21 protein-coding genes are annotated in these 26,447 nt (G+C 46.6%); 14 read left to right on the top strand and 7 right to left on the bottom strand.

Features of this window, described 5'->3' with window-relative positions:
- Window positions 1-70: 70 nt before the first annotated feature.
- A complete protein-coding gene (locus tag OX890_RS06295) occupies window positions 71-1,069 on the bottom strand; it encodes a LysR family transcriptional regulator (protein WP_268650269.1) in 999 nt (332 codons plus the stop codon).
- Window positions 1,070-1,207: 138 nt separating this feature from the next.
- Here OX890_RS06295 and OX890_RS06290 point away from each other — a divergent pair, with 138 nt between their 5' ends.
- Complete coding sequence (locus OX890_RS06290) at window positions 1,208-2,167, top strand: sodium-dependent bicarbonate transport family permease (RefSeq protein WP_012586902.1); 960 nt, start codon at window positions 1,208-1,210, stop codon at window positions 2,165-2,167.
- A gap of 62 nt (window positions 2,168-2,229) precedes the next feature.
- Here the strand turns inward: OX890_RS06290 and OX890_RS06285 are convergent.
- The 3 genes from OX890_RS06285 to glnE all read right to left on the bottom strand — a co-directional run bounded on the left by OX890_RS06285 (window position 2,230) and on the right by glnE (window position 7,505).
- Window positions 2,230-3,458, bottom strand: a protein-coding gene (locus OX890_RS06285) for an IS3-like element ISSba4 family transposase (RefSeq protein WP_107946623.1) whose coding sequence is annotated in 2 segments (ribosomal slippage) — window positions 2,230-3,107 and window positions 3,107-3,458 — 1,230 coding nt in all. Because the reading frame shifts where the segments join, the coding sequence is not laid out codon by codon here.
- 102 nt (window positions 3,459-3,560) lie between these two features.
- Window positions 3,561-4,532, bottom strand: coding sequence for a GGDEF domain-containing protein (locus OX890_RS06280; protein WP_268650268.1), 972 nt, complete (start codon window positions 4,530-4,532; stop codon window positions 3,561-3,563).
- Window positions 4,533-4,649: 117 nt separating this feature from the next.
- Entirely contained in the window at window positions 4,650-7,505 is a 2,856-nt protein-coding gene (gene glnE, locus OX890_RS06275; RefSeq protein WP_268650267.1) for a bifunctional [glutamate--ammonia ligase]-adenylyl-L-tyrosine phosphorylase/[glutamate--ammonia-ligase] adenylyltransferase, read from the bottom strand.
- Window positions 7,506-7,743: 238 nt separating this feature from the next.
- On the opposite strand from glnE, the gene OX890_RS06270 reads away from it, so the two are divergent.
- From OX890_RS06270 to OX890_RS06235, 8 genes are all read left to right on the top strand, one after another.
- The gene (locus tag OX890_RS06270; protein ID WP_268650266.1) at window positions 7,744-8,718 is read left to right on the top strand and encodes a hypothetical protein; all 975 of its coding nucleotides are present in this window, start codon (window positions 7,744-7,746) and stop codon (window positions 8,716-8,718) included.
- 13 nt (window positions 8,719-8,731) lie between these two features.
- Complete coding sequence (locus OX890_RS06265; protein ID WP_006085958.1) at window positions 8,732-9,631, top strand: DUF350 domain-containing protein; 900 nt, start codon at window positions 8,732-8,734, stop codon at window positions 9,629-9,631.
- Window positions 9,632-9,635: 4 nt separating this feature from the next.
- Window positions 9,636-11,360 carry a polyamine aminopropyltransferase gene (locus OX890_RS06260; protein WP_268650265.1) on the top strand — a complete coding sequence of 575 codons (1,725 nt, stop codon included), beginning with the start codon at window positions 9,636-9,638 and terminating at the stop codon, window positions 11,358-11,360.
- A gap of 78 nt (window positions 11,361-11,438) precedes the next feature.
- Complete coding sequence (locus tag OX890_RS06255; RefSeq protein ID WP_006082925.1) at window positions 11,439-11,852, top strand: YjfI family protein; 414 nt, start codon at window positions 11,439-11,441, stop codon at window positions 11,850-11,852.
- An 11-nt stretch (window positions 11,853-11,863) separates the two neighbouring features.
- Window positions 11,864-12,553 (top strand): PspA/IM30 family protein, encoded by a 690-nt coding sequence (locus OX890_RS06250; RefSeq protein WP_006082926.1) that lies wholly within the window; start codon window positions 11,864-11,866, stop codon window positions 12,551-12,553.
- A gap of 162 nt (window positions 12,554-12,715) precedes the next feature.
- Window positions 12,716-13,369 (top strand): hypothetical protein, encoded by a 654-nt coding sequence (locus OX890_RS06245; protein WP_268650264.1) that lies wholly within the window; start codon window positions 12,716-12,718, stop codon window positions 13,367-13,369.
- 101 nt (window positions 13,370-13,470) lie between these two features.
- The gene (locus tag OX890_RS06240; RefSeq protein WP_006082928.1) at window positions 13,471-13,800 is read left to right on the top strand and encodes a hypothetical protein; all 330 of its coding nucleotides are present in this window, start codon (window positions 13,471-13,473) and stop codon (window positions 13,798-13,800) included.
- Between the two features lie 155 nt (window positions 13,801-13,955).
- Window positions 13,956-14,780: an ion transporter gene (locus OX890_RS06235; RefSeq protein ID WP_006082929.1), complete on the top strand. Its 825-nt coding sequence runs from the start codon at window positions 13,956-13,958 to the stop codon at window positions 14,778-14,780.
- 145 nt (window positions 14,781-14,925) lie between these two features.
- Here the strand turns inward: OX890_RS06235 and OX890_RS06230 are convergent, their stop codons facing one another.
- Window positions 14,926-16,422 carry a CYTH domain-containing protein gene (locus OX890_RS06230; RefSeq protein ID WP_268650598.1) on the bottom strand — a complete coding sequence of 499 codons (1,497 nt, stop codon included), beginning with the start codon at window positions 16,420-16,422 and terminating at the stop codon, window positions 14,926-14,928.
- A 231-nt stretch (window positions 16,423-16,653) separates the two neighbouring features.
- On the opposite strand from OX890_RS06230, the gene OX890_RS06225 reads away from it, so the two are divergent.
- The 4 genes from OX890_RS06225 (at window position 16,654) to putA (ending at window position 22,877) form a co-directional block, all read left to right on the top strand.
- Entirely contained in the window at window positions 16,654-17,334 is a 681-nt protein-coding gene (locus tag OX890_RS06225; protein ID WP_006082931.1) for a TIGR00153 family protein, read from the top strand.
- Between the two features lie 25 nt (window positions 17,335-17,359).
- Complete coding sequence (locus OX890_RS06220; protein WP_259512851.1) at window positions 17,360-18,649, top strand: inorganic phosphate transporter; 1,290 nt, start codon at window positions 17,360-17,362, stop codon at window positions 18,647-18,649.
- Window positions 18,650-18,876: 227 nt separating this feature from the next.
- A complete protein-coding gene (locus tag OX890_RS06215; RefSeq protein ID WP_259512877.1) occupies window positions 18,877-19,425 on the top strand; it encodes a TIGR04211 family SH3 domain-containing protein in 549 nt (182 codons plus the stop codon).
- Between the two features lie 257 nt (window positions 19,426-19,682).
- On the top strand, window positions 19,683-22,877 hold the full coding sequence (gene putA / locus OX890_RS06210; protein ID WP_172481204.1) for a bifunctional proline dehydrogenase/L-glutamate gamma-semialdehyde dehydrogenase PutA: 3,195 nt from the start codon (window positions 19,683-19,685) through the stop codon (window positions 22,875-22,877).
- Window positions 22,878-23,594: 717 nt separating this feature from the next.
- On the opposite strand, the gene OX890_RS06205 is transcribed toward putA, so the two are convergent.
- A complete protein-coding gene (locus tag OX890_RS06205; RefSeq protein ID WP_268650263.1) occupies window positions 23,595-24,254 on the bottom strand; it encodes a hypothetical protein in 660 nt (219 codons plus the stop codon).
- Window positions 24,255-24,315: 61 nt separating this feature from the next.
- On the opposite strand from OX890_RS06205, the gene OX890_RS06200 reads away from it, so the two are divergent.
- A protein-coding gene (locus tag OX890_RS06200) for an IS3-like element ISSba5 family transposase (RefSeq protein WP_086012240.1) occupies window positions 24,316-25,493 on the top strand; the annotation gives its coding sequence in 2 pieces (ribosomal slippage) (window positions 24,316-24,574 and window positions 24,574-25,493; 1,179 coding nt in all).
- 50 nt (window positions 25,494-25,543) lie between these two features.
- Here OX890_RS06200 and OX890_RS06195 read toward each other — a convergent pair.
- Window positions 25,544-26,107 carry an SLATT domain-containing protein gene (locus OX890_RS06195; RefSeq protein WP_197721138.1) on the bottom strand — a complete coding sequence of 188 codons (564 nt, stop codon included), beginning with the start codon at window positions 26,105-26,107 and terminating at the stop codon, window positions 25,544-25,546.
- Window positions 26,108-26,447: the final 340 nt, after the last annotated feature.

Here is a 26,447-nt window from a genome sequence, read left to right as displayed (position 1 = left end):
ACGTTACCCTCAATGTATCAACACATATCTAACTTAATAAAATCATTCAGTATCAAAAACATGAACTCAGCTAAGACCGAGTTTGCTGCGCCTGATTAAAGTGCATAGCCAGTTCACTGATATCGGCGGCAACCCATTCTGGCTCGATACACTCGGCCAAATGCTCCGCCATAAAGTCCACCAGCTGCATGGCAGCATAGGGCAAGCGTCGATCTTTGCGGCCAACCAGATACCAGTTACTTTCGAGCGGAAAACCCGTTACCGGCAAAATAGCCGGTTTTTCGCGCCCTTCTTGCAGCGTGTGCGCCGAAATCACTGACAAGCCTAAGCCCGACGCGACGCTTAAGCGTATCGCCTCATTGCTCTCAATTTGCATAGTGTCACTAAGCGTGATGCCTTGACCGCTGCACCAAGACTCAAACATCAAGCGGGTGGCAGAACCTGGCTCGCGCACGATAAAACGCTCATTTTTGAGATCGTTAAAATTCACTTGCTCACGGCCCACCGCCCAATGATTTTTTGGCGCAATCAATTGCAGCGGATTTTTAATGATCCGCGCAGATAAGACGTTATCGCCACTAGGAGGATGACTAAACAGATATAAATCATCTTCTTGGCGCTCAAATCGACCTAATACATGGGCACGGTTACCTATGTTTAAGGTCACTTTAACCTGCGGAAACTGCCGATAAAAAGCCCCTAAAATCCGTGGTAACACGTATTTGGCGGTAGTGACGATACCGATATTAATGTGACCAACGCTGCCACCTTTAGCCTGCTGCATAAAGGCATCGAAATCCTCAAAACGACTCAAGGTATCGCAGGCTGCGCGGTAGAGTTCATTGCCAATCAAGGTCAGTAACATGCGGCCATCACGACTCTCGAGTAACGGCTCACCCAATACATCTGCCAGCTTTTTAAGCTGTAATGACACTGTGGGTTGGGTTAAATGTAAGGCCCTCGCCGCTGCGGAAATATTACCTAACCGCACCACTTGTACATACACCTGCAGCAAACGGAAACTCAAGTGCCGCAATTTAAGCTGAGTCGATGACGAACGCTTATCCATAGACAATTATCTATACCTAAGTGGTAAACAATTTATTTTTCAATATAACCAATTAGGTCCAAAATCACCAGCCATCAGGATCACCCGACATTTAAGCCTGTTTTACACGGCTTAAAAATCAAACTTAATGAGATACTTATGCCCGATATTGTCATTGCCTTTTTTGCCTTAGGCTTGTTAGCTGGCCTAGTAAAGTCAGATCTTAAAGTCCCCCCCGCGATCTACGAAACCCTATCTATACTGTTAATGCTCACTTTGGGCTTAAAGGGCGGAATGGCGCTCCACGGTCACACCCAAAACTTAGTGATCACTGAGCTGTTAGCGGTTGTTGCTTTAGGCTTTATTATCCCCTTGGCCCTATACCCAGTGTTAACTCGGCTGGTTCGCATTGGTCACACAGATGCTATTAGCATTGCCGCACATTACGGCTCCGTTAGCGCGGGAACCTTTGCGGTGGTGATGGCTATGGTGGAAAAATCTGGGCTGATCTTAAGGCCCGAAACCACCCTGTATCTTGTGCTGCTGGAACTGCCGGCGATCGTCGTGATGCTCTGGCTACACAGGTACTTAAGCGCCAAAAAAGCAATTGAAACATCACCCAAGAATGAAACTCAATCGAGCGTATTGCACGAAGCGTTAACTAGCCGCGGCGTTGTCTTACTCGTGGGTGGCGTAGTGATAGGTTGGCTTTACGGCCCAACGGGGCTTGCGCCGCTCACACCAGTGCTACTAGGCGGATTCAAAACTTTACTGGCATTATTTTTACTGGAAATGGGCTTAGTGACGGCCAAAGTGTGTTTGCCGCTACCACTAAAACAATGGCGCTTATTGGTGTTCGCCGCCGTAACGCCCTTTGTATTGGCTTGGTGCGGTATCGCCGTAGGATTATGGTTGGACTTACCTTCTGGCAGCATTTTAGTGCTAGCAGCATTAAGTGCCAGTGCATCTTATATTGCAGCGCCTGCGGCCATTCGAGCCGCAATACCCGAAGCCAATATTGGACTGGCTATGCTGGCCTCACTCGGCATTACGTTTCCGGTTAACGTGTTAATTGGCTTACCTTTATATCAACACTGGGTCATGCTCATTACGGCTTAATGGCGTAGCTTAGTACTTCTTAGCCGAATAAAGTGTCCCGTCCTAAGATAGGTTGACAGTTTCTAGGCCAGCTCCAGTAGCTGGCCTTTTCTATTATGCACCTGATTGGGTGTTTCCATATCCAAACTCAGATGCGGTCTCATTTCGTTGTATATCGCTATCGATTCTCTAACAAGTCTCTTCAACTCTTCCAGCGTTTTACACCGGTAGAGTAAAAACTCCTGCTTCAGGATCCCGTTTACTCGTTCTGCTAACGCATTTTGATAGCAATCATAACCGTCTGTCATCGACGGCTGAATATGGTTGGCCTGCAGTTCATCTTGATAAACAGCTGAGCAGTATTGCGAACCTCGGTCTGAGTGATGGACCGCATTAGCGCTATAGCGCTTATCTTTGACCGCCATTTTCAGTGCTTTCACTACGCTTTCTGCTTTCATGTCCGTACTCAAGTGATGACCGACTATCTTACGTGACGCGGCATCGGTCACTAGTGACAAATAGTGCACGCCTTGGTCTGATTCGAGATAGGTGATATCGCTGACCAGTACATGCTCGGCATCGTGTAGTCCCTCTTCCTTCAGCAGGTTGGGATGCTTCTTCATCCAATGCTTGCTGAATGTCGTTTTTGTGAAGCTTCTCTTGGGCTTAACTAGCAAGCCTTCACTTCTCAAGTAGGTAAAGAACCCGTCTCGCCCGAGTTTGATATCATGTTCAACCAGCTTAGGCTGTATCAAAGTATAGAGCTTACGCGTCCCCAATCGTGGCATATAGTTACGCCAATATTGGACCCAGTCTTTGATGACCGATAGCTCAGTGCTTCGGCTCGCCATTCGGGCGACAGCCTGATAAATACCTTGCCGTGAAATACCGACAGCGCGACATGCAACGGCGAGGTTTATTTTGCTTTGGGTTTTGGCTTGCCAGAGATACCGGATAAGTACTTTTTTCTGAGGCCGGCTCCGTATTCATTGTCCATGATATCGACCATACCATTGAGAATTTGGTTACGCAGTTTCGCTTCGGCTAACTCACGCTCAAGGCGCTTGATAGTTTCGGCTGGGGTTTCTTTTAAATGAGGCATAAGGGGATGCTGAAAGAGTTTCGACCAATCGAGTTTACCATGCTTTCTCAGCCAGACGAGTACCGTTGTTTTACCCTGAATGCCAAAACGAGTCTGCGCTTGCTTGTAAGTCATTTCGCCTTTTTCAACACGTTCAACAACGCCTAATTTAAAAGCTAAGGTGTAATCGCGTTGAGTACGCTTACGGCTTGAGTTACTTGATGTTGTCATAAAGAAGTCCTCTTTATGTCAACGTATTTCAGGACGGGACAAAGTCCAATGAAAAGGGAGACATAATTGTCTCCCTTTTCATCTTGCTTAAGCACACATCAATTAAGGCGCACCAGTGTGGTGGGCGGCTTTATCCTGATACATGGCCTTATCGGCGGAATCTAATAGATCCTCTAAACTCATCTCAGAATCTGGCGTCCAATGGGCGATACCAATACTGGTCGCTAAGCTATGTTGCTTAGGATGCTGTTGATTATATTGCTCAAGTAACTGCTTAAAACGCTCAATCACGCGATCGACTGTATCTCTATGCACAAAACTTAATAGCACCACAAACTCATCACCGCCAAGCCTTGCGATCACATCCGACTCCCTAAAAGCTGTCATCAAGATATGGGCAAAATCGTATAACACTTGGTCGCCCTTGAGGTGACCAAAGTTGTCATTCACTTCCTTAAAGAAATCGAGATCGAAGAAGAGTAAAGCCGCCTCAGATTCGGTACGTCGACAACTGGCCAGCGCCTGATGGGCCAGTAACTCAAATCCACGCCGATTCGAAATCGTAGTCAAAGGATCTAAGGTGTTTTGCGCGATAGAGAGTAATTCCGCCTCCACCATTTCGCCTAAATCCGTCAAGGTTTCAATATCTTCAGCCGTAAACTCCCGCGGTTCAGTGCCGATTAAACACAAGGTCCCTACTCGATATTGCCTGTGAATGGTTAAGGGATAGCCAGCGTAGAAGCGAATATGCGGCTGCTCGGTCACCAGAGGATTGTCACTAAAGCGCGGATCTTTGAGGGCGTCGTTTACGATAAAAATATCGTCTTGATTGATCGCATGGCCACAAAATGAAATTTCCCTTGGTGTTTCAGTCACCTCCAATCCTTGGCGAGATTTAAACCACTGCCGCTCGGCATCCACTAAGGTCACAACACAAATCGGCAAAGAGAAAATTCTGCGCGTGAGCCGAGTAATACGATCGAAACGTTCCTCGGCATCGGTGTCGAGCACATTGAGTGCGCGTAACGTGGCCAAACGTTGCAGCTCGTTTTCAGGGATAGTAGGTAATTGCATGGTGCTCTCTGCTAACTGCTCTCATTAAACTCTAGCCTAAATTGTGCATTCTTGCGGTGTTAAGGCTGATATTCGTTTCAGCCTTACTCCCTTTAAATGACTGTATAGATGACTGTACTATTCAAGCACAGCACGGTAGATATTGAGCACTCGCTCGGCATGTTCCTCAACCTCTAACACAGGTAACTGCCCCGCCTTTTGTTGCAGAGTCAGTCGATGATTTTCATCCCTGAGTAAGCAATAGGTTTGGGTTAAATGCTGGGCACTCATCATAGGTAAGAGTTCAAGCTCAGCCAACACCCCAAAAATCCGCACATTGTCAGACCAAATCGTCAGCTCAGGATACTCATGGGCATTAGCCAGCACTAAGTACTGGGCGATAAACTCGATATCTGCAATACCGCCGGGACTCTGTTTTAGATCAAACATGCCATCGCTGGCTTTGAGCAAGTGATCACGCATCTTCTGACGCATCTCACGTACTGCTTTTTGCAGCTCAGTTTTATCCCGTGGTTTTTCCAATACCGAGGCGCGAATTCGGCTAAATTTGACCGCTAAGCTATTGTCGCCGAAAACAAAACGCGAGCGCACTAAGGCTTGATGTTCCCACGTCCACGCCTCGTTAGCTTGGTATTCGCCAAAGCGTTCTATCTCACTAACCATCAAACCCGAGGCGCCAGAAGGACGCAAACGCATATCCACTTCATACAACTCACCCGAAGTGGTACGAGTAGAGAACAAATGCAGAATACGCTGGGCAAGTTTGAGGTAGAAATGGCCAACTTCAATCGGCCGTTCACCATTGGTCTGGCTGTTATCTGCTTTGTTTTCACACAGGAAAACTAAATCGAGATCAGAGCCGTAACCTAATTCGATTCCACCGAGCTTGCCATAACCAACAACGGCAAAACCTGTGTCATTGCCCTCAAGGAGAGCGGGCACGCCGTGACGCACGGAAACCTGTTGCCACGCCTGCATCACCACTTGTTCTATAATGGCTTCGGCTAAAAAGGTTAAGTGATCGCTCACTTGCATCACAGGTAAAACCCCAGTGACATCGGCGGCGGCGATTTTAAGTTGTTGTGACAGCTTAAATTGTCGCAGCGCTTCCATCTGCTGCTCCATATCATCCTCGGGAACGCGCAACATGTACTGGCGCAGCTCGCTCGGATAATCATCGATGGAGGTTGTGTCATAAAGCTGCGATGGATCGATAAGCTCATCGAGCAGCATGGGAAATTTAGCTAACTGCGCGGCAATCCAAGGGCTGGCGCAGCACAGGCTCACTAATTGTTGCCGTGCGCCTGGATTTTCACATAAAAGCTCAAGATAAGTGGTACGAGTTAAAATCTGCTCCAGCACCTTAGACACGGGCTCAAAGGCAGCCGATGGACTCTGTTGATTAATCAACTCTTCCAATAATCTTGGCATTAATTTATCTAAGGTTTCCCGCCCGCGTGGACCAATGGAACGCTTAGTGACAGTCTCACGCCAACTGCTGAGCATAGGGCACAGCTTGTCATCGTCGATTTGCTGTTCGGCCAATAGCGCGACGGCATCATCAGCATCTTGCACATTCCACAGCTGCGCCGTCCAGTGTTCGGCCTTTTCTTCGCCTTCTTCACCGCCCACGGTGGCTTTAAAGTGACGATGAATTTTGCTCATCGCCGCTTCAATATGGGTACGTAAATCAACCTCGTTGGCCATATCCAGCACATGGCACAATCGCGCCCAATCCAGTGGATTATTCGGCAAGGTTTGGGTTTGTTTATCATCTATAGCTTGCAGTAAATTCTCCACTCGGCGCAGCAGTAAATAGCTGTGTTTAAGCTCATCGACCGCCAAATATTCAAATTGCCCTAAGCTGTAGAGCGTATCGATAGCGCCGAATAAACTCTGCTGACGCAGCGCAGGCTCGCGGCCGCCACGAATTAATTGGAAACTCTGCACCACGAACTCGACCTCACGAATACCGCCCGCGCCGAGTTTAATATTGTCGGTCAAATGACGGCGACGCACTTCTTGGGCGATGAGTTGCTTCATTTTTCGCAGGGATTCAATCGCTGAGAAGTCGATATAGCGGCGATACACAAAGGGTCTGAGCAGGCTGTGTAATTCATCGGAGAAATGGCTCCAAGGTCCGAGCGCACGCGCCTTGACCATGGCATAGCGTTCCCAATCTCGGCCCTGTTCTTGGTAATAATCCTCAAGACCACTAAAACTCACCACCAGCGGGCCACTTTCACCGTAGGGGCGCAAACGCATATCCACGCGGAACACGAAACCATCGACGGTAACTTGGTCGAGCAAGTTCACTAGCCTTTGTCCCATGCGGATAAAAAATTGTTGATTGTCTAAACTGCGACGACCACCGACGGTTTCACCATGCTCAGGGAAAGTGAAAATCAAGTCGATATCAGAGGAGAAATTGAGCTCGCGGCCGCCTAACTTGCCCATGCCTAAAATCAGCAATGGCTGTGCATTGCCTTCTTTGTCCATCGGCGTGCCGTATTGGGCGCACATATCTTTATAGAGCCAGTCGCGGGCGCAAATCACTAACGCTTCGGCAAGCGCCGACAGATCGAGCAGAGATTCCTCTAAACTGGCGTAGTCTAAAAAGTCACGCCAGGCTAAGCGCACCATTTGGTAGTTACGAAACCGTCGCAGGCTGGCTTTTGCCATCTCTTCAGTTGTGGCGCTACTCAGCACTTCGTGTAACTCAAGATCAAAGTTTTTACGCTCAATCAAGCTTAACTCGCCGGCAAACAGCCTGTTAATCCACTCGGGATGTCGGCATAACTGGGCCGCCACGTAATCACTGAGCCCTAGAACCGTTTTGAGTTCTTGCTGCTGGGCAGGTGTTAATTGCACGAGTCCTTCGGACCATACTTCCTCTAACCGCAGCCAGTTATGCTCAGCGGTTTGATTAACGAGAATAGACAATGACTTATTACTGTCTTTTTGCATGGTCATAATAATCCCTAACAAATTTAGCTATCGACATATTATGTCGTAAATGATATAGATTGACGCCACATCATGTTATGTTCGACGAGACTTGCAGCTACCTGATGTAGCACACAAATAAAGGTATCCCCTTTTATCTGTGGCATTTAAGGGTACTATAACCTGCGCAGCAGGCATATTGGGCAAGCAGATTATTATTGCCTGCAAGTATTTGAGTTTTATTTCATTACCATTTGGAGAAAACATGGCAGGAATGCTAACCCGTGTTCTCACATCGATCCTCTTTTTAGCCGTTATGCTGTCGCTGACGGGTTGTGGCGATGAGAGACCGGATAAAATCGCGAAGTATCAACAACTCACGCAGCAACGTCTCGCTACGCTCACGACGATGATCGATGACGGGCAGTTGCGTAACGCTAACCTCTTAAAACAATACACCACACTGTTAAAGCAGCAGAAACCTGATTTAGCCCCATTACTTGATGAATTAGCAAAGGATTCTGGCACCCAAGGTCCCATGTATACCTCGCTGAAACGTCGATTAGATGAATCGAAAGTGGCGAGTAACTTTGCCGATCTCGATCAACAGCTGGCCGAAGCGGAAAATCTTTATCAAGCCGCAGATCCCAGTCTGTTTAACGATATGTTGTCCGACCCTGTCAACGTGGTCGCCGATATGTCCTACGGCAAACTGGCCCGCGTGAATGCGATTAGCCGTGAGGCCGCAACATTAGCCAATGGCGGCGAAGATTTTGGTCCAGGCAGTCAGCTCGTTGGTAATCCGTCTTACGGTAACTGGCAAACCGACTCGAGCGGCACGTCGTTTTGGGCTTGGTATGGCATGTATTCGATGTTTTCGAATGTCTTCAATCGCCCAGTTTCCTACGATCGTTGGTCGGGTAACCGGGGTTATAGCTATTACAATGACGTAGGTCGTTATCGCTATACCTCACCCAAACAAGCGGATGCGCAAAATAAGACCTTCGAACAAACGAAAAAACGTTTCGATTCCCAAGGTAAGCGCTTCGACAGCCCTTATGCCAAACCGCGTACCGGTGGCACGGCGTTATCCCGTGAAAGTACCAGCACGCCAAAGGCCAGCAACACCACGAGCGCAAGCAAGAGTTCGAGTAGTAAGTTCCGCTCTAACTATGCTAAAGACAGCAGTTTCCGTAATTCCAGTAATCGCACGACCCGCAGTGTGCGCCGGGGCAAGTAACTAAGGATTTCCAATGACACTATTTCAGGATTTCGGTATCACACCAGAGCTAGCCATCATTCTGGCTATCGATCTCACCATAGCCGTGATTTTGCTAACGCTAATGCGTTATTTGCAAGGTTGGAGCGTAAAGGTTAACAGCAGTAAAGAACTGGCGGAGCGTGATAACTTTGCCTTCGGTATCAGTACCGCGGGCGCCGTTGCTGCATTGGGTATAGTGCTAACGGGCGCTATCACTGGTGCTGCTGCGCACTCTTATCTTAATGAAGCCATTGGCATGAGCGCCTACGGTTTATTCGGCTTAGTGCTGATAAAATTGGGTCGTTTCCTCCACGATAAGATTGCCTTAAACGAGTTCGATAAGAACGAGCAAATCATCAAAGGCAATGTGTCTGTCGCGATTGTCGATGCCAGTGCCGCAATCGCCACTGCGATTATTATCCGCGCCGTGTTGTTATGGGCAGAAGACTTAACCCTAGATACCTTTATCGCTATCTTCAGTGCCTTTGCGATTTCACAGTTAATGTTAGTGCTACTGACGCGCTGGCGTGAAAACCGTTTTGCGAGCCGCAATCAAGACTCGTCAATGCAGCAAGCCTTAGTACAAGGTCATACGGCATTAGCGCTGCGTCATGCGGGTTATATGATAGCAATGGCGCTGAGCTTTAACGCTGCCAGCCACTTTATTATATTCAATCCAACGGCTTATGTGACTAACGTGATCGGTTGGTTAGTGTTCTCAGTCATCATGCTGATCGCGCTTTCCTTACTGCTGTTCGTAGTGAAGAAACTGGTATTAGCCCGTATCGATTTAGCCGATGAAGTAGAAAGACAACACAATATCGGCATCGCCGCCGTTGAAATGGCGATCAGTATCGCTATCGCACTTATCCTCACGGCACTGATGGCCTAATCGAATGCAAGAAACCAGCTTAACCCCCTCGGCGGCTAAACCTAGCCGCCTAGGTTGGTTCGACGATGTCTTATTATTGGGCATTATGGCCGTATTAGCAGGCTGCGGCCTGATTTACGAATATCTTTTATCCCACTATGCCGGGCGCATTTTAGGCGCATTAGAAGCCGCCATCTACACCATGATTGGCTTGATGATAGTCTCCATGGGACTAGGTGCCTTCGCCGCCCGTAAGATCCGTGATGCCTTTACCGGTTTTGTGATCTTAGAACTCACAGTCGCACTCTGTGGCTCACTCGCCATTTTAATCACAGCGGCGGTCATTGGTTTTGGACAACAACTGCCCTTGATGATTGCCAACACCTTAGGTTTACCGCCAGATCAACTGCCCGAAGGCGGCATGATAGGCTCGCTGCAAAAACTCAGCGAATACTTACCCTATGTGTGGGGCGTGTTACTGGGCCTGATGATTGGTATGGAAATCCCACTGATCGCCAGAGTGCGCCAGTCTCTTTCTGACGAGCATTTGCTGCACAATGCGGGGACAATTTACGGCGCCGATTACATAGGCGCTGGCATAGGGGCCGCCATTTGGGTGGGCTTTATGCTCGCCATCGATATCCAACTTGCCGCCGCCTTAACCGCCAGTTTCAACCTGTTGGCGGGCTTTGTGTTTATCGGGCGCTTTTGGCCTAAAATCCGCCGCCCTAAACTGCTTTTAACTGGGCATTTTATCGTGACTGGCATTTTACTCGTGTTAGCCATCCACGGCCCACGCTGGGAGCAAGAATTCAATAATTTGCTCTATAAAGACAAAGTGGTTTACGCCAAGGCGACACGTTTCCAACAGCTGACCTTCACCGAGCGACTGCGCGGTAACGGTCTGCCGCCCGTTTATGCGTTATACATCAATGGTCGCTTACAGTTTTCTAGCATAGACGAACACATCTACCATGCGTTTCTTGTGCACCCTACACTCGCAGCCAGTGCCCGCCATAACAAGGTGTTGATCATTGGCGGCGGCGATGGACTCGGTCTTAAGCAAGTGTTGCGCTGGGAGCCTGAGCAAGTGACGCTGCTCGATCTCGATGTCGGCCTAGTGCAATTATTTAAGTCGCCCGATACGGATATGCCCGAGCGTTTGAGCCGCGCTATGTTGACGCTCAACGGCAATGCGCTAAACGATCCCCGTGTCACTGTGATCAACGACGATGCATTTAATGGCGTCGATAAGCTGATTGCAACAGGCGTGAAATACGATGCGATTATCGTGGACTTGCCCGATCCGAGCCATCCCGATCTTAATAAGCTGTATTCGGATTATTTCTACCGTAAATTAAAGGAACTTATGAGTAGTGATGGTGCTCTGACTGTACAGTCAACATCGCCTTACCATGCCCCTAAGGCCTTTATTTCGGTAGCAAAAACCTTGGCATTGGCAGGATTTGACGTCAAACAGTACCACCATAATGTGCCCAGTTTTGGCGAATGGGGCTGGAGTATCGCCACCGCAGGCGGACTCGATGCACAACACAGATTAGCTAAGTTAATTGAGCTGCCCATCAAAGATGACTGGCTCACCTTAGGTTTAGTGGATGGCGCCTTTGAGTTTCCAGCAAATTTTTATAAAGATGCCGCCAAAATAAAACCCAATGAATTGGGTTCGTTGCAGCTGTATCACTACCATTTACAAGATTGGTCCGAGAATCAGGGACTGAATCTTTTTTAATAGGATGAGATAGTGCTTGACATATTATGTCTCAGTGCTATCTTTGAACACAGACATAATATGTCAATAAGGACAAATATGAATATCCATACCATTGCCAATCACCTCAACAGTCTTGGCAACACCAGCCAAACTGGCTTTCAATTTGATTGTTATCCAATCGATGGTGAAGTCGAAGTGTTGCAAGTGAATGTGGTTGGCCGTGAAGAAATCCCGGTATTTGTATCGGTAACGGACAACCAAGTGCTTTGCATCAGCTACCTGTGGGGCGAGAACGAAGTAAACCAAGATCGTCGCAGTGAAATGTTTGAAACCATGCTAGAGCTCAACATTCCAATGCCTCTGTCATCCTTTGCAAAAATTGATGACAAATACGTAGTTTACGGTGCGCTATCACTACAATCTAGCATGCTCGAAATCGAGCAAGAATTATCAGTTTTATCCGATAACTGTTTAGAAGTTATCGATGAAATGGTCGACTATCTGAAATAAGGAGCCACAAAATGGGCATTCTGAATAAAATTTTAACAGCGTTTCGTGGTGGTGCTACCGAAGTGGGTCAAGGCATCGTTGACGCAAACTCAACCCGTATTTTCGAACAGGAAATCCGTGACGCAGAAAAGCATTTAACCAATGCTAAACGTGAACTGACCGATGTCATGGCGAAAGAAATGCAAGCCAGCCGTGAAATCGACCGCCTGAAACGTTCGATTGCCGAACACGAAGGTTATGCGACTCAAGCATTGGACAAAGGTAATGAAGCCTTAGCAATTGAAATTGCAGAGAAGATTGCCGAGTTAGACCAAGAGCTGTCTGAGCAACAAAGCGCCAACGATAGCTTTAGCGCCCATGCTGCACGTTTGAAAGATTTAGTGAAGAAAACCGAGCGCCAACTGTCTGATTATCAACGTCAGCTGAGCATGGTTAAAACCACTGAAAGCGTGCAAAAAGCCACGGCTACCATTACTGACTCGTTCGCGTCTAGCAACTCTAAGCTGCTGAACGCTAAAGATTCACTCGAGCGCATCAAGGCACGTCAGCAGCAGTTTGACGACCGCCTGAAAGCGGCAGAAACCTTAGCCGATGAAAACAGTGACAAGTCACTGCAATCTAAGCTAGCCGAAGCCGGTATTGGTGAACAAAAGTCGAATGCAAATGCTGTGCTAGACCGAATCAAAGCACGTAAAAGCTAAGCAATGATTGACCGAATGCCGAGTATCAGTGGGATCATCACCCCCTACTGACCTCGGCATTTTTTTGTTTCATCCGCATAAAATAATTGACCACTATTGCCCGTTACGATCCGCAGCCAATCGATTTGAAGCCGCACGCGAGCATAGTCAGCAGGAGTCACTATGGGATTTTTCAATAGTATTTTTGGTAAGAAAGCAGCGCCACAGCGCGAGCTCAATCACCCATCCCAGCTCAATGTGGGCGACATGATCTCAATTGATGACAGCTTTGCCCTGCCGCCACAACTTCGTGGTCAACAATTGAGGGTCGAAGCCGTACATACCTACGAGTCTGAACGTAAACAGCAAACCGAATGGTTACTCAAAGGTCATGGCAGCGACACACTCTTTTTAAGTATCGAAGAAGACGACGAAACCTATCTCGCCTTTTCGATTAAGATTTCCCGCGCCCAAGTGGAACAGTTATTCGATCTTGAGCAGTTCAGCGCCCTGTTCGATGAACCGGGTCATGCCGAGTTAACCACTCAAATATTACCGGCAGACTTAGCGGAACAACTGGAACAATGGCTTGGAAAGCAATATCACCAAGTGACGTTTGCCGCTTTTGGCTATTTCCATCGTCAGGATTACCGCGGTCAAAAACCACCACAAGACGTCAATGGCGCCACGGGTGAGCCCTTCGAGTACTATTTACTGCTCGATGACGACGAAAGCTGCGCCGTCGAAGTGGAAGTCTACGAAGGTGGCGACACAGATGTTGTCTTGACCCTATATCGTCCACTGACGGATATTCGAGATTACTGGCCAGCGAAATAACCCAAAAATAAGATAAAGTGCGTGCTCGCACTTTATCGATAATCCCAATACAATCTCACAGATAAGCGCTAGAAACGGTTGATAGCAATAGGTAATACGCCATGAGTAAAACCAAACACCCTCTCCCCGAGCAATGGTTGAAGAACCAACAAGCCGCAAAAGCAACGCAAGTGGCTTTCGATCTCGATGAAAAATTTCAATACTCAATTCGTAAAGCCGCGTTAGATGCAGGCGTGAGCCCTTCGGATCAAATTCGCACTATTTTGGGCTTGAGCGTATCGAAGCGGCCATCGCGTCCGCGCCTTACCGTGTCACTCAATGCCGATGATTATGTGCAACTGGCAGAAAAATATGGGTTAAGCGCCGATTCACAGCTAGAAATTAAACGCCGTGTACTCGACGATTTAGTTCACTTTGTGGATGAAACCTAACGCCGCAATCACTTCACGCGCCAGCCCTTTATGTGAATGGCTGGCGTGATTAATCGACAAATAGCCCTTTTATTGACTAAGACAATTTACTCATAGCCTAAAGTCTTTTACTTTAGTTGAGATATTCGCCGCACTTAACAGGGATCATGTTTGGCATGACAGATAAAACCCCATGGTCACTTCGCACCCTTGGCACCCCTTCTCCATTCGAAATGGCGATGATGCTGTTATCCTTGCTGTCGGTGATCATTGTGCTCGTCATGACCTTCGGTCGCCTCGATAGCGAAACCTACCGTTTACTCTTTTTCGTCGATACCAGCATTTGTATGATCTTCATGATCAACTTCTTTATTGGGTTGGTCCGTGCTCGCGATAAGCGCTTTTTCATTCGGCATCATTGGATTGATTTTATTGCCAGTATTCCGGCAATTGAAGCCCTGCGCATGGCGCGGCTGTTTCAAATACTGCGGGTAATACGCCTGATCCGTATGAGTCGTTCACTGCTGCTTCCGCTGATCAAACAACGTAAACAAGCCACCTTAGCCAGTTTGCTCGTCGCCATGGTGACGATTCTGACCTTAGCCTCAGTGATCATTTTGATCGTCGAAAGCGGCACAGAAGGCGCTAATATCCAAACCGCAGAACAAGCGATTTGGTGGGCGTTAGTCACTATCTCGACTGTCGGCTACGGCGATTATTATCCGGTGACGACAGCTGGCCATATCATAGGCGGTATTGTGATTGTCAGCGGCGTGAGCTTTTTCGGGGTGATCTCAGGTTATATGGCGTCGGTATTTGTCGCTCCCGATGAAACTGAACGTCAGGAACGCCAAGAGGCACATAAAGCCGAAATAAAGTCAGAGCTTGAATTAGCCTTAGCGAGAATGGAAGAAAACCAGCAGAAAATGGAACAGAACCAAGCGCAAATGCTCGCCAAAATTGCAGAGCTTAAACAGGTTATCGAAACCAGAAATAACTGATTTAGCGAAGAATGGGCTAACAATCTACAAAAGAAAGGGCTCAATCCATATTGGATTGAGCCCTTAGTATTTTTCAGTGCCGAGCTAGAATCAGTGCTGCGCCAGTCAATAGACTTAGGATCAGTTCAACGTTATAAACATAACCCTACCAATAGGCCTGTTGCTGCATCGCATTACGACGCGTCGACTCCATGGCAAATAATAAACTTTGCTGTTTGTCTTCCAGCCATTCATTTAAATCAATATCCAACTCTCGGCTCGCATCCTGCACCGCGCGGTAGCAGGCTAAGGTTTTAATCCCGAGTACCAGATCTTGCCAAGGTGCGCGAAATGCATCCCGTGATTTCGCCTCATATAAACTGCCATAGGCGTGACCGACTAAGATGCTCTCATCAAGTACTGCAGCCACTTGCAGGTAATTTGCGGTAGTCATGACAGTATTGAGTGGCATTACCTCAACGATCGCCATCCAAGAGGCTTGCTGGGCAAGGTCGGCATGCTGGCGTAAGCTAGGCTGATTGCTGATATCCACTTCACCGGCACTGACCTTAAGCAAAATCTCGACAATCGCCAGCTGTAATTGACCATATTCAGTTTGCTGCCACAAGGAGAGTAAACGTTCTGTTAGATGTATTTCACTCAGCTGCGCCATGAGCCGCGCTTTAACTTGGGCATGTTGGCCAAGTTTTGCGAATAAGCCCCTTTGGCTCCCAAGCAAGGCGGTTAGCGTCTGTGCTTGCTCGATAAAATCGAGCTGTTTTTCAATCGACATGAATTGACTCGACAGTGTCACATTCAATAATCCGAACTGACTTAAGGTCATCCGCAGTAGACGAATACAGGCGCGCATCCGCCACCACAGTGCCACACAGGCTTCGGGTTTGCTTTCCTCTGCAATCATGCTTTCTAATAATTGCCAACGCTCAAGCGCGGTTTCAAGCAAGATTTGGCAGTTTGCGGTTAAATCCTGTGTAGAAGAATCGCGGGGTTCAGCGAGAGGCAGAAATTCTAACGCGGTTAAATCGAGCGGCTTAGCTTTACCCGCCAATCGATAGCCGCGCTGCGCCTTACTGGCTTTGCCTAAACGCACGGGCACCACACTAGCCACTTGCGTTGCCAGTTTAAGTAGCGCTTCGGTATCGCCACTGAGGAGTTCAAACTCTAACTCGCACAGGGCTTCTTGCTGACCATTAGCGGTGATTTCACCTATGTCTAACGCCACTTCAACCACGCTATTATCAATCTGAACATGCCAAGCGCGGCGATAAAAATCGGTGTGAAATATACAGGTCAACTGGGCTTGAGTGGCCGCTAAATCGGCATCGGCAGGCCAAATACTGGCTGGAAATAGACTTAAATCTGGGCTATCAGCTTGGATAGTCACGTTATATTCGGGCCTCGAATGAATCCCGCCCACGACTTGTCCTGCGGTTTTTATGGTCTGCTCCCTGTGCGCATCGTAACCGCGCACCCGCAAACCCATGTCCCACTGACGCAGTTGTAAGTCAGGGGTGTCGAAGTAACCATTCGCCAAACGACGTTTACCTTGAGGTACGGCATTATCGAGACTATCTAACTTATTTATCAGGGATTCTTGATATATCGGCAGGAAAAACAGTTTTAATTCAATCTCAGCATTCATTGCGTTACCGCTCATTTTGTCATCAAACATTCATTGATGCGTCATCTTTAGTTCATAATGTCACAAATGTGTCATAAAAATCCCGTAGGATTTGGTTTTGCAGTTGGTATATAACCCGTTAGAATAAACCTGTCGTTTTTTCTGAAAAAACACAGTTTCAATACGCGGACGCATAGGTTAACATGCGCCCGCTTTTTCCAATAATGGAACAATCTAAATAGGTAAACGGCAATGCCAGTAAACTCTATTTTGGGCGTGTTTGCAAAATCGCCAATTAAGCCTCTTCAAGAGCACATGGACAAAGTACACGATTGTGCATCGTTACTCGTCGCCTTTTTCGAAGCCACTATCACAGGTAACTGGGACAGTGCGGTTCAATTACGTAAGCAAATTAGTTTAGCCGAGAAGCAAGCAGATTCACTAAAGCGTGAAATTCGCCTTACTCTGCCAAGCGGTTTGTTTATGCCAGTAGAACGTACAGATTTATTGGAACTTTTAACTCAACAAGACAAGATTGCCAACAAAGCAAAAGATATTTCTGGTCGTGTTATCGGCCGTCAGCTGTTAATCCCTCAGGTCATGCAAGTCCCTTTTATTGCTTATCTACAACGCTGTATTGATGCGGTAGCACTAGCAAAACAAGTCATTAATGAACTCGAAGATCTGTTAGAAACAGGTTTCCGTGGTCGTGAAGTCGACTTAGTGGCAAAAATGATCAACGAACTCGATATCATCGAAGAAGATACTGACGATCTACAAATTCAGTTACGCCGTCAGTTATTCGCCATGGAATCTGAATTGAATCCTGTCGATGTGATGTTCCTATACAAAACGATTGAGTGGGTCGGTGGTCTTGCAGATCTCGCCGAACGCGTCGGTTCACGTCTTGAGCTTATGCTGGCTCGCGTTTAACAAATAAGGTTATCAAGGTATCAATATGGTTGATGCAGGTATTGAGGTGGCTAACGTCTTAGTCACCAATGGCCCGTGGCTTATTGCCGTTGCGGCTGCATTTGGTTTTCTCATGGCATGGGGTATTGGCGCGAATGACGTTGCCAATGCGATGGGAACCTCTGTAGGTTCAAACGCAATTACGATCAAACAAGCGATTATTATCGCGATGATCTTTGAGTTTGCGGGCGCGTTTTTAGCGGGTGGCGAAGTCACCAGTACAATCCGTAATGGGATTATTGATCCCAGCTACTTCACTAATACACCTGAATTGCTGGTTTACGGCATGATAGGTTCGCTATTAGCGGCAGGTATTTGGTTAGTCGTCGCGTCTGCTTTAGGTTGGCCAGTATCGACTACACACTCTATTGTCGGCGCCATTATTGGTTTCGCTGCAGTAGGTGTAGGCACTGATTCGGTTGAATGGGGTAAAGTGGGCGGTATCGTAGGTTCTTGGGTGATTACCCCTGCAATCTCAGGCTTTATGGCATTTATCATATTCCAAAGCGTACAGAAACTTATCTTCAACACTGATGACCCATTGAGTAATGCTAAGCGTTATGTGCCTTTCTACATGGCATTTGCTGGCTTTATGATGTCTTTAGTGACCATCCTTAAGGGCTTATCCCACGTGGGTATTCACTTAAGCGGCGCTGAAGCTTATATGTTAGCGGGCGCAATCGCGGTTGTGGTTGGTCTAGTGGGTAAAGTGGCGATTTCACGTTTAAAAATGAGCGACAAAACTGACCGTCAAACTCAGTTCAAAAACGTTGAAAAAGTGTTTGCGATCCTGATGGTACTGACAGCCTGTTGTATGGCTTTCGCCCATGGCTCAAACGACGTTGCCAACGCGATTGGTCCTTTAGCGGCGGTTGTTTCTGTCGTTAACAGCGGCGGTGAAATTGCATCAAAATCGCCATTAGTCTGGTGGATTTTACCTTTAGGTGCCATAGGTATTGTGATGGGTCTGGCGATTTTTGGTCAGCGCGTTATGCAAACCATCGGTAAAAACATCACTCACCTGACGCCAAGTCGTGGTTTTGCGGCTGAATTAGCAGCGGCTTCGACAGTGGTTATCGCATCGGGCACAGGCTTACCTATCTCCACCACACAAACCTTAGTCGGTGCGGTATTAGGTGTGGGTATGGCCCGTGGTATCGCAGCGATTAATATTGGTGTAGTGCGTAATATCGTTGTGTCTTGGGTTGTGACCCTACCTGCAGGCGCAGGCCTATCAATCATCTTCTTCTACATGATTAAAGGTATCTTTAATTAAGAAGTTTCGCTAAATAAGTTGCTGAAGTTAAGTAGCATTAGCGCCTAGGACTAGAAGGTCATAGGAAAGATTGAGTGAAAAGGGAATGGTCATAGCATGGATGCAGTAAAGTTGAGGGAAGTCTATGACTTCCCTCTTGCATTACAGGCCTCAAATCCCTAGCATGTGCAGACTATTTCGTTGATGAGAATACAAAAGTGTTTAGACTCCTGACTCTGGTAGGAATGATGTTACTGTCTTCCAACCTGCTGGCCGAAGGCCAATCCCGTTACATCTCGGATAACGTGTTTCTTTATCTTTTAGGTGGCCCTGGTACTGAGTTTCGAATTCTTGGCTCAATTGAAGCCGGTCAACCTGTGACACTGCTCAACGAAACCCAAGGTGATTACTCTAAGATCATCGACCATAAAGGCCGTGAAGGTTGGGTACAGACTAACTTAATCAGCTCGACTCAAAGTTTCCGTGAACAAGTGCCAGCGTTAACCACTGAGCTTGCACAAGCTAAAGCTAAGCTAGCGGAAGTATTAAGTTCGACAGATAACCACGCCGACGAAGTTGCCGAACTGAAGGCTAAGCTAAGCGAGTTAGAAACAAACCTAGCCAAAACTACCCAAGAACGTGATCAACTGAAGAATACAGTAGATCGCACCGCCCAAGACGAGCGTTTTGAACTTTGGCGTCAAGGTGGATTAATCGCAGGTTTAGGTTTAATCCTAGGCATTATTTTAGTGTACTTACCCAGACCACAACGTCGCAGTAAAAAACGTTGGATGTGAGTCTGACACACAAAAAGTCTTAATTTACCTTCTAAAAGCCAGTGTTTTCAAACACTGGCTTTTTTGTCAATCAAGCGTTACATCTACTTATTAACAAGCCAATCAAACAAGCTTCACAATCTTTCACGCTATAGTGTTGTCCGTCACATTTTGGTTGTATAATCGGCGCGCGCAAACCTTCATATTGTATACAAAATATCAAATGCGTTTGGCGCCTCCCAATTTGTTTCAACAATAGCGCCCCAATAACGGCCAAGATGGAAGCGATAACTATGTTCAAAGCGAGTGAAGTGCTGGCAGGCCGCTACGATTCTGCCAATCTCGACGAACTGTTCAAAGCGATCAGCGACAACTACATTGTCGATGAAGAACAATACTTGTCAGAGTTGATCCAACTAGTTCCCTCAAGTGATGAAGCCATAGAGCGCGTCACTCGTCGTGCCCACGAACTGGTTAACAAGGTTCGTCAATTCGATAAAAAAGGTCTGATGGTTGGCATAGATGCCTTCCTGCAACAGTACAGCTTAGAAACACAGGAAGGCATTATCCTGATGTGTTTAGCCGAAGCGTTGCTGCGTATTCCTGATGCGGCCACTGCCGATGCACTGATTGAAGATAAGCTTTCAGGCGCTAAGTGGGATGAGCACATGAGTAAGAGTGATTCTGTACTCGTTAACGCATCGACCTGGGGCCTTATGCTCACGGGTAAAATTGTTAAGCTCGATAAAAAAATCGATGGCACCCCAAGTAACTTACTCAGCCGCTTAGTTAATCGTCTCGGCGAGCCAGTGATCCGCCAAGCCATGATGGCCGCGATGAAGATCATGGGTAAGCAGTTCGTGCTGGGCCGCAACATGAAAGAAGCCCTGAAAAACAGCGAAGACAAGCGTAAGTTAGGCTATACCCATTCATACGATATGCTGGGCGAAGCGGCGTTAACTCGCAAAGATGCAGAGAAATACTATACCGATTACGCCAATGCGATCACTGAGCTCGGTGCTCAAAGCTATAACGAAAATGAATCACCGCGCCCAACGATTTCAATCAAGCTATCGGCATTGCACCCACGTTACGAAGTGGCCAATGAAGACCGCGTTTTAACTGAACTGTACGACACAGTTATCCGCCTGATTACACTGGCTCGCGGCTTAAATATCGGTATTTCTATCGATGCTGAAGAAGTCGATCGCCTCGAGTTGTCACTGAAACTGTTCCAAAAACTGTTTAATTCAGAAGCGGCAAAAGGCTGGGGATTACTCGGTATTGTGGTTCAAGCTTACTCTAAGCGTGCCCTGCCCGTACTGGTTTGGTTAACTCGCCTTGCGAAAGAGCAAGGAGATGAAATCCCCTTACGTCTGGTAAAAGGCGCCTATTGGGATAGCGAACTGAAATGGGCCCAACAAGCTGGCGAAGCCGCTTACCCACTTTACACTCGTAAAGCCGGTACTGACGTTTCTTACCTCGCCTGCGCCCGCTACTTGTTATCGGATGCGACTCGCGGCGCTATCTACCCACAATTTGCTAGCCACAATGCGCAAACCGTTGCGGCGATTTCAGATATGGCGGGCGATCGTCACCATGAGTTCCAACGCTTACACGGCATGGGACAAGAGCTGTACGACACGATTTTGTCGGAAGCTGGCGCCAAATCGGTACGTATTTATGCGCCCATCGGTGCCCATAAGGATCTACTGCCCTACTTAGTGCGTCGTCTGCTGGAAAACGGGGCCAACACTTCGTTCGTCCACAAGCTCGTTGATCCTAAAACCCCAATCGACTCATTAGTGGTGCATCCGCTAAAAACGCTGACGGGCTATAAAACCCTGGCTAACAATAGAATCGTTTTACCTGCCGATATTTTCGGTAGTGATCGCAAAAATTCCAAGGGACTCAATATGAACATCATTTCCGAATCTGAGCCATTTTTCGCGGCAATAGAACAGTTTAAAAATACCCAATGGCAAGCAGGCCCTCTGGTTAACGGCAAAACCTTAACCGGTGAGCACAAAACCATAGTCAGCCCATACGACACCACCCAAACAGTGGGTCAAGTAGCCTTTGCCGATGATGCGGCCATAGAACAAGCACTCGCGTCTGCTGAAGCGGCGTTTGCCTCATGGGCACGTACGCCGGTTGAAACCCGTGCCTCTGCGCTGCAAAAACTCGCTGACTTATTAGAAGAAAACCGCGAAGAATTGATCGCCTTGTGTACCCGTGAAGCGGGCAAGAGCATTCAAGACGGTATCGACGAAGTACGTGAAGCCGTTGATTTCTGTCGTTACTACGCAGTACAAGCCAAGAAAATGATGGCGAAGCCTGAACTGCTTCCTGGCCCAACAGGAGAGCTGAACGAACTGTTCCTCCAAGGCCGCGGCGTATTCGTGTGTATTAGCCCGTGGAACTTCCCATTGGCCATCTTCCTCGGCCAAGTGTCTGCGGCATTAGCGGCAGGTAACACAGTGATCGCGAAACCTGCGGAGCAAACCTCGATTATTGGTTACCGTGCAGTACAACTTGCTCACCAAGCAGGTATTCCTGTTGAGGTTCTGCAATTCCTACCAGGTACGGGTGCGACTGTGGGTAGCGCAATTACAGCCGATGAACGTATCGGCGGCGTATGCTTTACCGGTTCAACTGGCACTGCAAAACTGATTAACCGTACACTGGCCAACCGTGATGGCGCGATTATTCCTTTAATCGCCGAAACTGGTGGTCAAAATGCCATGGTAGTGGACTCAACCTCACAACCTGAGCAAGTGGTTAACGATGTGGTTTCATCGTCATTCACCAGCGCGGGTCAACGCTGTTCAGCATTGCGCGTACTCTTCCTACAAGAAGACATCGCCGATCGCGTGATCGAAGTGCTGCAAGGCGCGATGGATGAATTAGTGATTGGCAACCCAAGCTCAGTGAAAACTGACGTAGGCCCAGTGATTGACGCCACCGCCAAAGCCAACTTAGATGCGCACATCGACCACATAAAGCAAGTCGGTAAGCTTATCAAGCAAATGCCGCTGCCTGCTGGCACTGAGAACGGTCACTTCGTTTCGCCCACTGCGGTTGAAATCGATTCGATTAAAGTGCTTGAGAAAGAACACTTTGGCCCAATCCTGCACATTATTCGCTACAAGGCTGCAGAGCTAAGCCAAGTGATCAACGAGATCAATAGCACAGGCTTTGGCTTAACCTTAGGCATCCACAGCCGTAACGAAGGCCATGCCCTTGAAGTTGCAGATAAAGTGAATGTGGGTAACGTCTACATCAACCGTAACCAAATCGGCGCTGTGGTGGGTGTACAGCCTTTCGGCGGTCAAGGCCTGTCTGGTACTGGCCCTAAAGCCGGTGGCCCACACTACTTAACCCGTTTTGTGACTGAAAAGACTCGCACTAACAACATCACCGCCATCGGTGGTAACGCGACGTTACTGTCTTTGGGTGATGGCGAAGAATAAGCTTGCTACCGTCTTCGGCTTTAAGCTGAGACCATAATGTAAAGTTAAGGCCAGACACTGTCTGGCCTTTTTATTAGCCGAAAATTGACGTACGGAGTTAATGTTCATACCCAAACTTCCATTCGAGAAATGATCACTGAGATTATTCATTACAACAGGATCCCCATAACTCTTTTCTGGGATCTTTTTCGTCCTGAAAGTAGTGGGTGAAAGTTGTGCACAAACTTTTTTATTGGTTGATTCCGCTCATTTTTGCCAGTGTTTACCAACGGCGATGGGTTGCTAGTAGCTTAAAAGAGACTGATATCGAGTTCACTTTATCTATGCAGATAAGCTTGCCAGGGCATTCACTCATCGACACGCAGCTAGTCCGTCCTTGGATGCTCGACCGCCCCGTCCATGGGGCGGACGGTCGTCTCGCAAAAACCCCTAGCGCACCCTTTTAGCATTAGCGATATCTGTAGGTTCAAGAGGCAGGAGTTAGTATGTAATGGTGGCTAGAACTGTTTGTTTTGGTGTTTTTGGCTCATTAGAGCAGACAAAGAATAAGGGTGTCCCCACTTTTTTTATTATGTTGTTTTAACTTGGGTGGCCGGATTTCATGGTGGATATGATTATATAGGTAAGGGAAGTACCGGTGATTGGATTAAATATGCTTATGAAGGACGAATATCTAGATCAAAGTTAAAGACCTCGCACTTATTGGAAGGCATTTCGTTAGTAGCTAAAGTCTTTGATATCTACTTCTAGATCTTTGACTTGGCCACCAATTTTCTTATGGAATTCGTATTTTATTTCAGTAGCATTTAAGCCTTTAAGTTCGTAACCAAAGTACTGAACCAAAACTTCACTCATCTGAGCAATATCATAATCATCAAAGTTTGGCACATAAGTGGTCTCATATTTTCTATGAGTGATCTCTTTAAATGAACGCACAAATTTCTTGGGAACTACATCAACTTTAAATCGCTTGCAAAGCTTCGATACATAATGATCAAGTCTATGAAGAAGCTGTTCATCATTAATTTCTGAGAAGAAAAATAACCAACCTTTGCTCTTATTTTCGAATATACACCCTGTAATTCGTAAATTAATTCTCCATTCGAGAAATTCTTGCCTAGGAGAACTCGCATGTTTGTGACTAGTAAAGATACCAGATAGTGATGACTTTAGATTCTCTATAGTTCCATTTCTAGCAGATATTAACGTCCCCTTAAAATCATAACCTAGATAGTCGAATCCAGTACATATTGTGTCAATTTTTGATTTCTCAGGGCTTTTTATAGGGCAGTGAACTGTTAGACCAACAGCTTTAAATTTACTGATAACTTTATCAGCAATCTGCTTAGATTCATGCCGTTGACTGTAGTGGCACACTGATTTTGGCCACCTAAATAGAGGTGATATTATTGCCTCATAGATGACCTTAGGTGAACACATGAGATCGACAACCAGAAAAACATTTAGTGCTGAATTCAAACTTGAAGCAGCCCAATTAGTCCTCGATAAAAACCATAGCATCATCGAAGCTGCAAAGGCGATGAACGTAGGTAAGTCCACTATGGATAAATGGGTGAGACAGTTAAAACTAGAACGCCAGGGTGGCACACCAAAAGCATCTCCGATTACCCCAGAACAAATTGAAATCCGTGAACTGAAGAAACAAATAGCGCGTCTTGAGGAGCATAATCTAATCCTAAAAAAGGCTACCGCTCTCTTGATGTCAGACTCGATGAACAATTTACGCTGATCAGCGCACTCAAGCAGAGCCACTCTATTCTCACAATTTGTAATGCATTCAAAGTGCATCGAAGTAGCTATAAATATTGGCTAAAAAGAAAAGAACATATCGATGCTGATTTTACAATTTTATGCAGTGAAGTGAAGGCCGCGCATCGTATTAGTCATGGCTCTGCCGGTGCTCGAACGATAGCGCAATTAGTGACTAACAAAGGGATCTGTCTCAGTCGTTATCGAGCCCGTAATCTAATGAAAAAGCTTGGGTTATTGAGCTGTCAGCAGCCTAAACATTCTTATAGGAAAGCTGCACAAGAGCATGTAGCGATCCCGAATACGCTTAATCGACAGTTTGCCGTAACTCAACCAGATCAAGTGTGGTGTGGCGATGTGACGTATGTTTGGGTCGGTAATCGTTGGGCATATTTAGCGGTTGTTCTAGACCTGTTTTCCCGTAAACCTGTTGGGTGGGCTTTGTCATTATCACCTGACAGCGAGCTGACCTGTAAAGCCTTGAAAATGGCATTTGAGTTAAGGGGGAAACCTGAGAATGTGATTTATCACAGCGATCAAGGTTCACATTACACAAGCTTGAAATTCAGACAATTAATATGGCGTCTTCAGATTGAGCAAAGTATGAGTCGCCGCGGGAATTGTTGGGATAACGCACCAATGGAGCGTTTCTTTAGAAGTTTGAAATCTGAGTGGATACCCGCCAGTGGTTATGGGAATTTTACAGAAGCAGATAAAGAGATCACAAATTACATTACTGGATATTACAGTGAGACCAGACCCCATCAATATAATGGTGGGTTAACGCCAAATGAGTCAGAACGTTTATATTGGAATGACTCTAAAACCGTGGCCAATTTTACTTGACCACTACAAACACATAATTATTACTGGTAGAGTGTATAAAAAAGATAAAACTATAAGACTTTGATAAAATAGAAGAAAAACTGAATTTTTTGATAAGTTCTAGGCTCATGCGTACTCGTTGATGCAGGTATTATTGTAGATGTAGGTGTTGTTGGCTCGGCATTTACAGTCGTGTTGTTTGATGACCAATAATCGGTACAAAGAGCTATGACATAATCTTCATCAGTGTGATTTTCACAGGCGTTTAAAGATTGCTCATAGTCTTTTGAAATTATGGATAAAGTTACTTTATCATCTCCATTTTCTTCGTTGTGCTTAGCTTTTAAATGTAAGCTCTTGAGTCCAATGTAGCACTCTTTGATCAGGTTTGCTCTTTCCTTGAAGGATAAGCCATTGATAAAGCATGACATGACTAAAACTAGAACGGAGTACACTACCCAGTAAGTAGCACTTATCTGCGATTGAGGATCATTGAGATAATAAATTGAAACTGCAACAGAAAAGAATGAATACCACAATAACAATAATTGTGAATGAAGAGCATTTGATAAAAGTCGTTTTTCAGCCCTTATCCGAGATTTCCTTGTCCACCAAATATTACTAGATAATCCCACTATTCTTCTCCATAAATTAGTAGTGTGTCCCAAGGAGTTTGTGAGTTATCAAGTTAACACCCCATACAGGGCAAGCACGAAGCTAAGAGCAAGCTCTTCAAAATTAGTTTCACTCTCAAGAGAGTGGGCAACACAAGTGTTACCACTCCTTGAAACACTTCAAGAATGTAAAGGATCTGCGATATGTATACAATAGAAAAATTTTTAAAAGTAGATACTTGCTGCATTCATAAGAAGTTTAGGAATTTAATAATCCACCCATAATTAAATTTTTAGATGTTCAGTTCTTAATAACTCAATTTCAGGTTGTTGAAGGGTTTAGGGTAATTAAGTTTTGTCA

This window comes from Shewanella sp. DAU305, assembly GCF_026802235.1.
GTDB lineage: Bacteria > Pseudomonadota > Gammaproteobacteria > Enterobacterales > Shewanellaceae > Shewanella > Shewanella baltica.
Note: the sequence above shows the minus strand (reverse complement) of the source record. Positions and strands in the feature narration are given on the sequence as shown.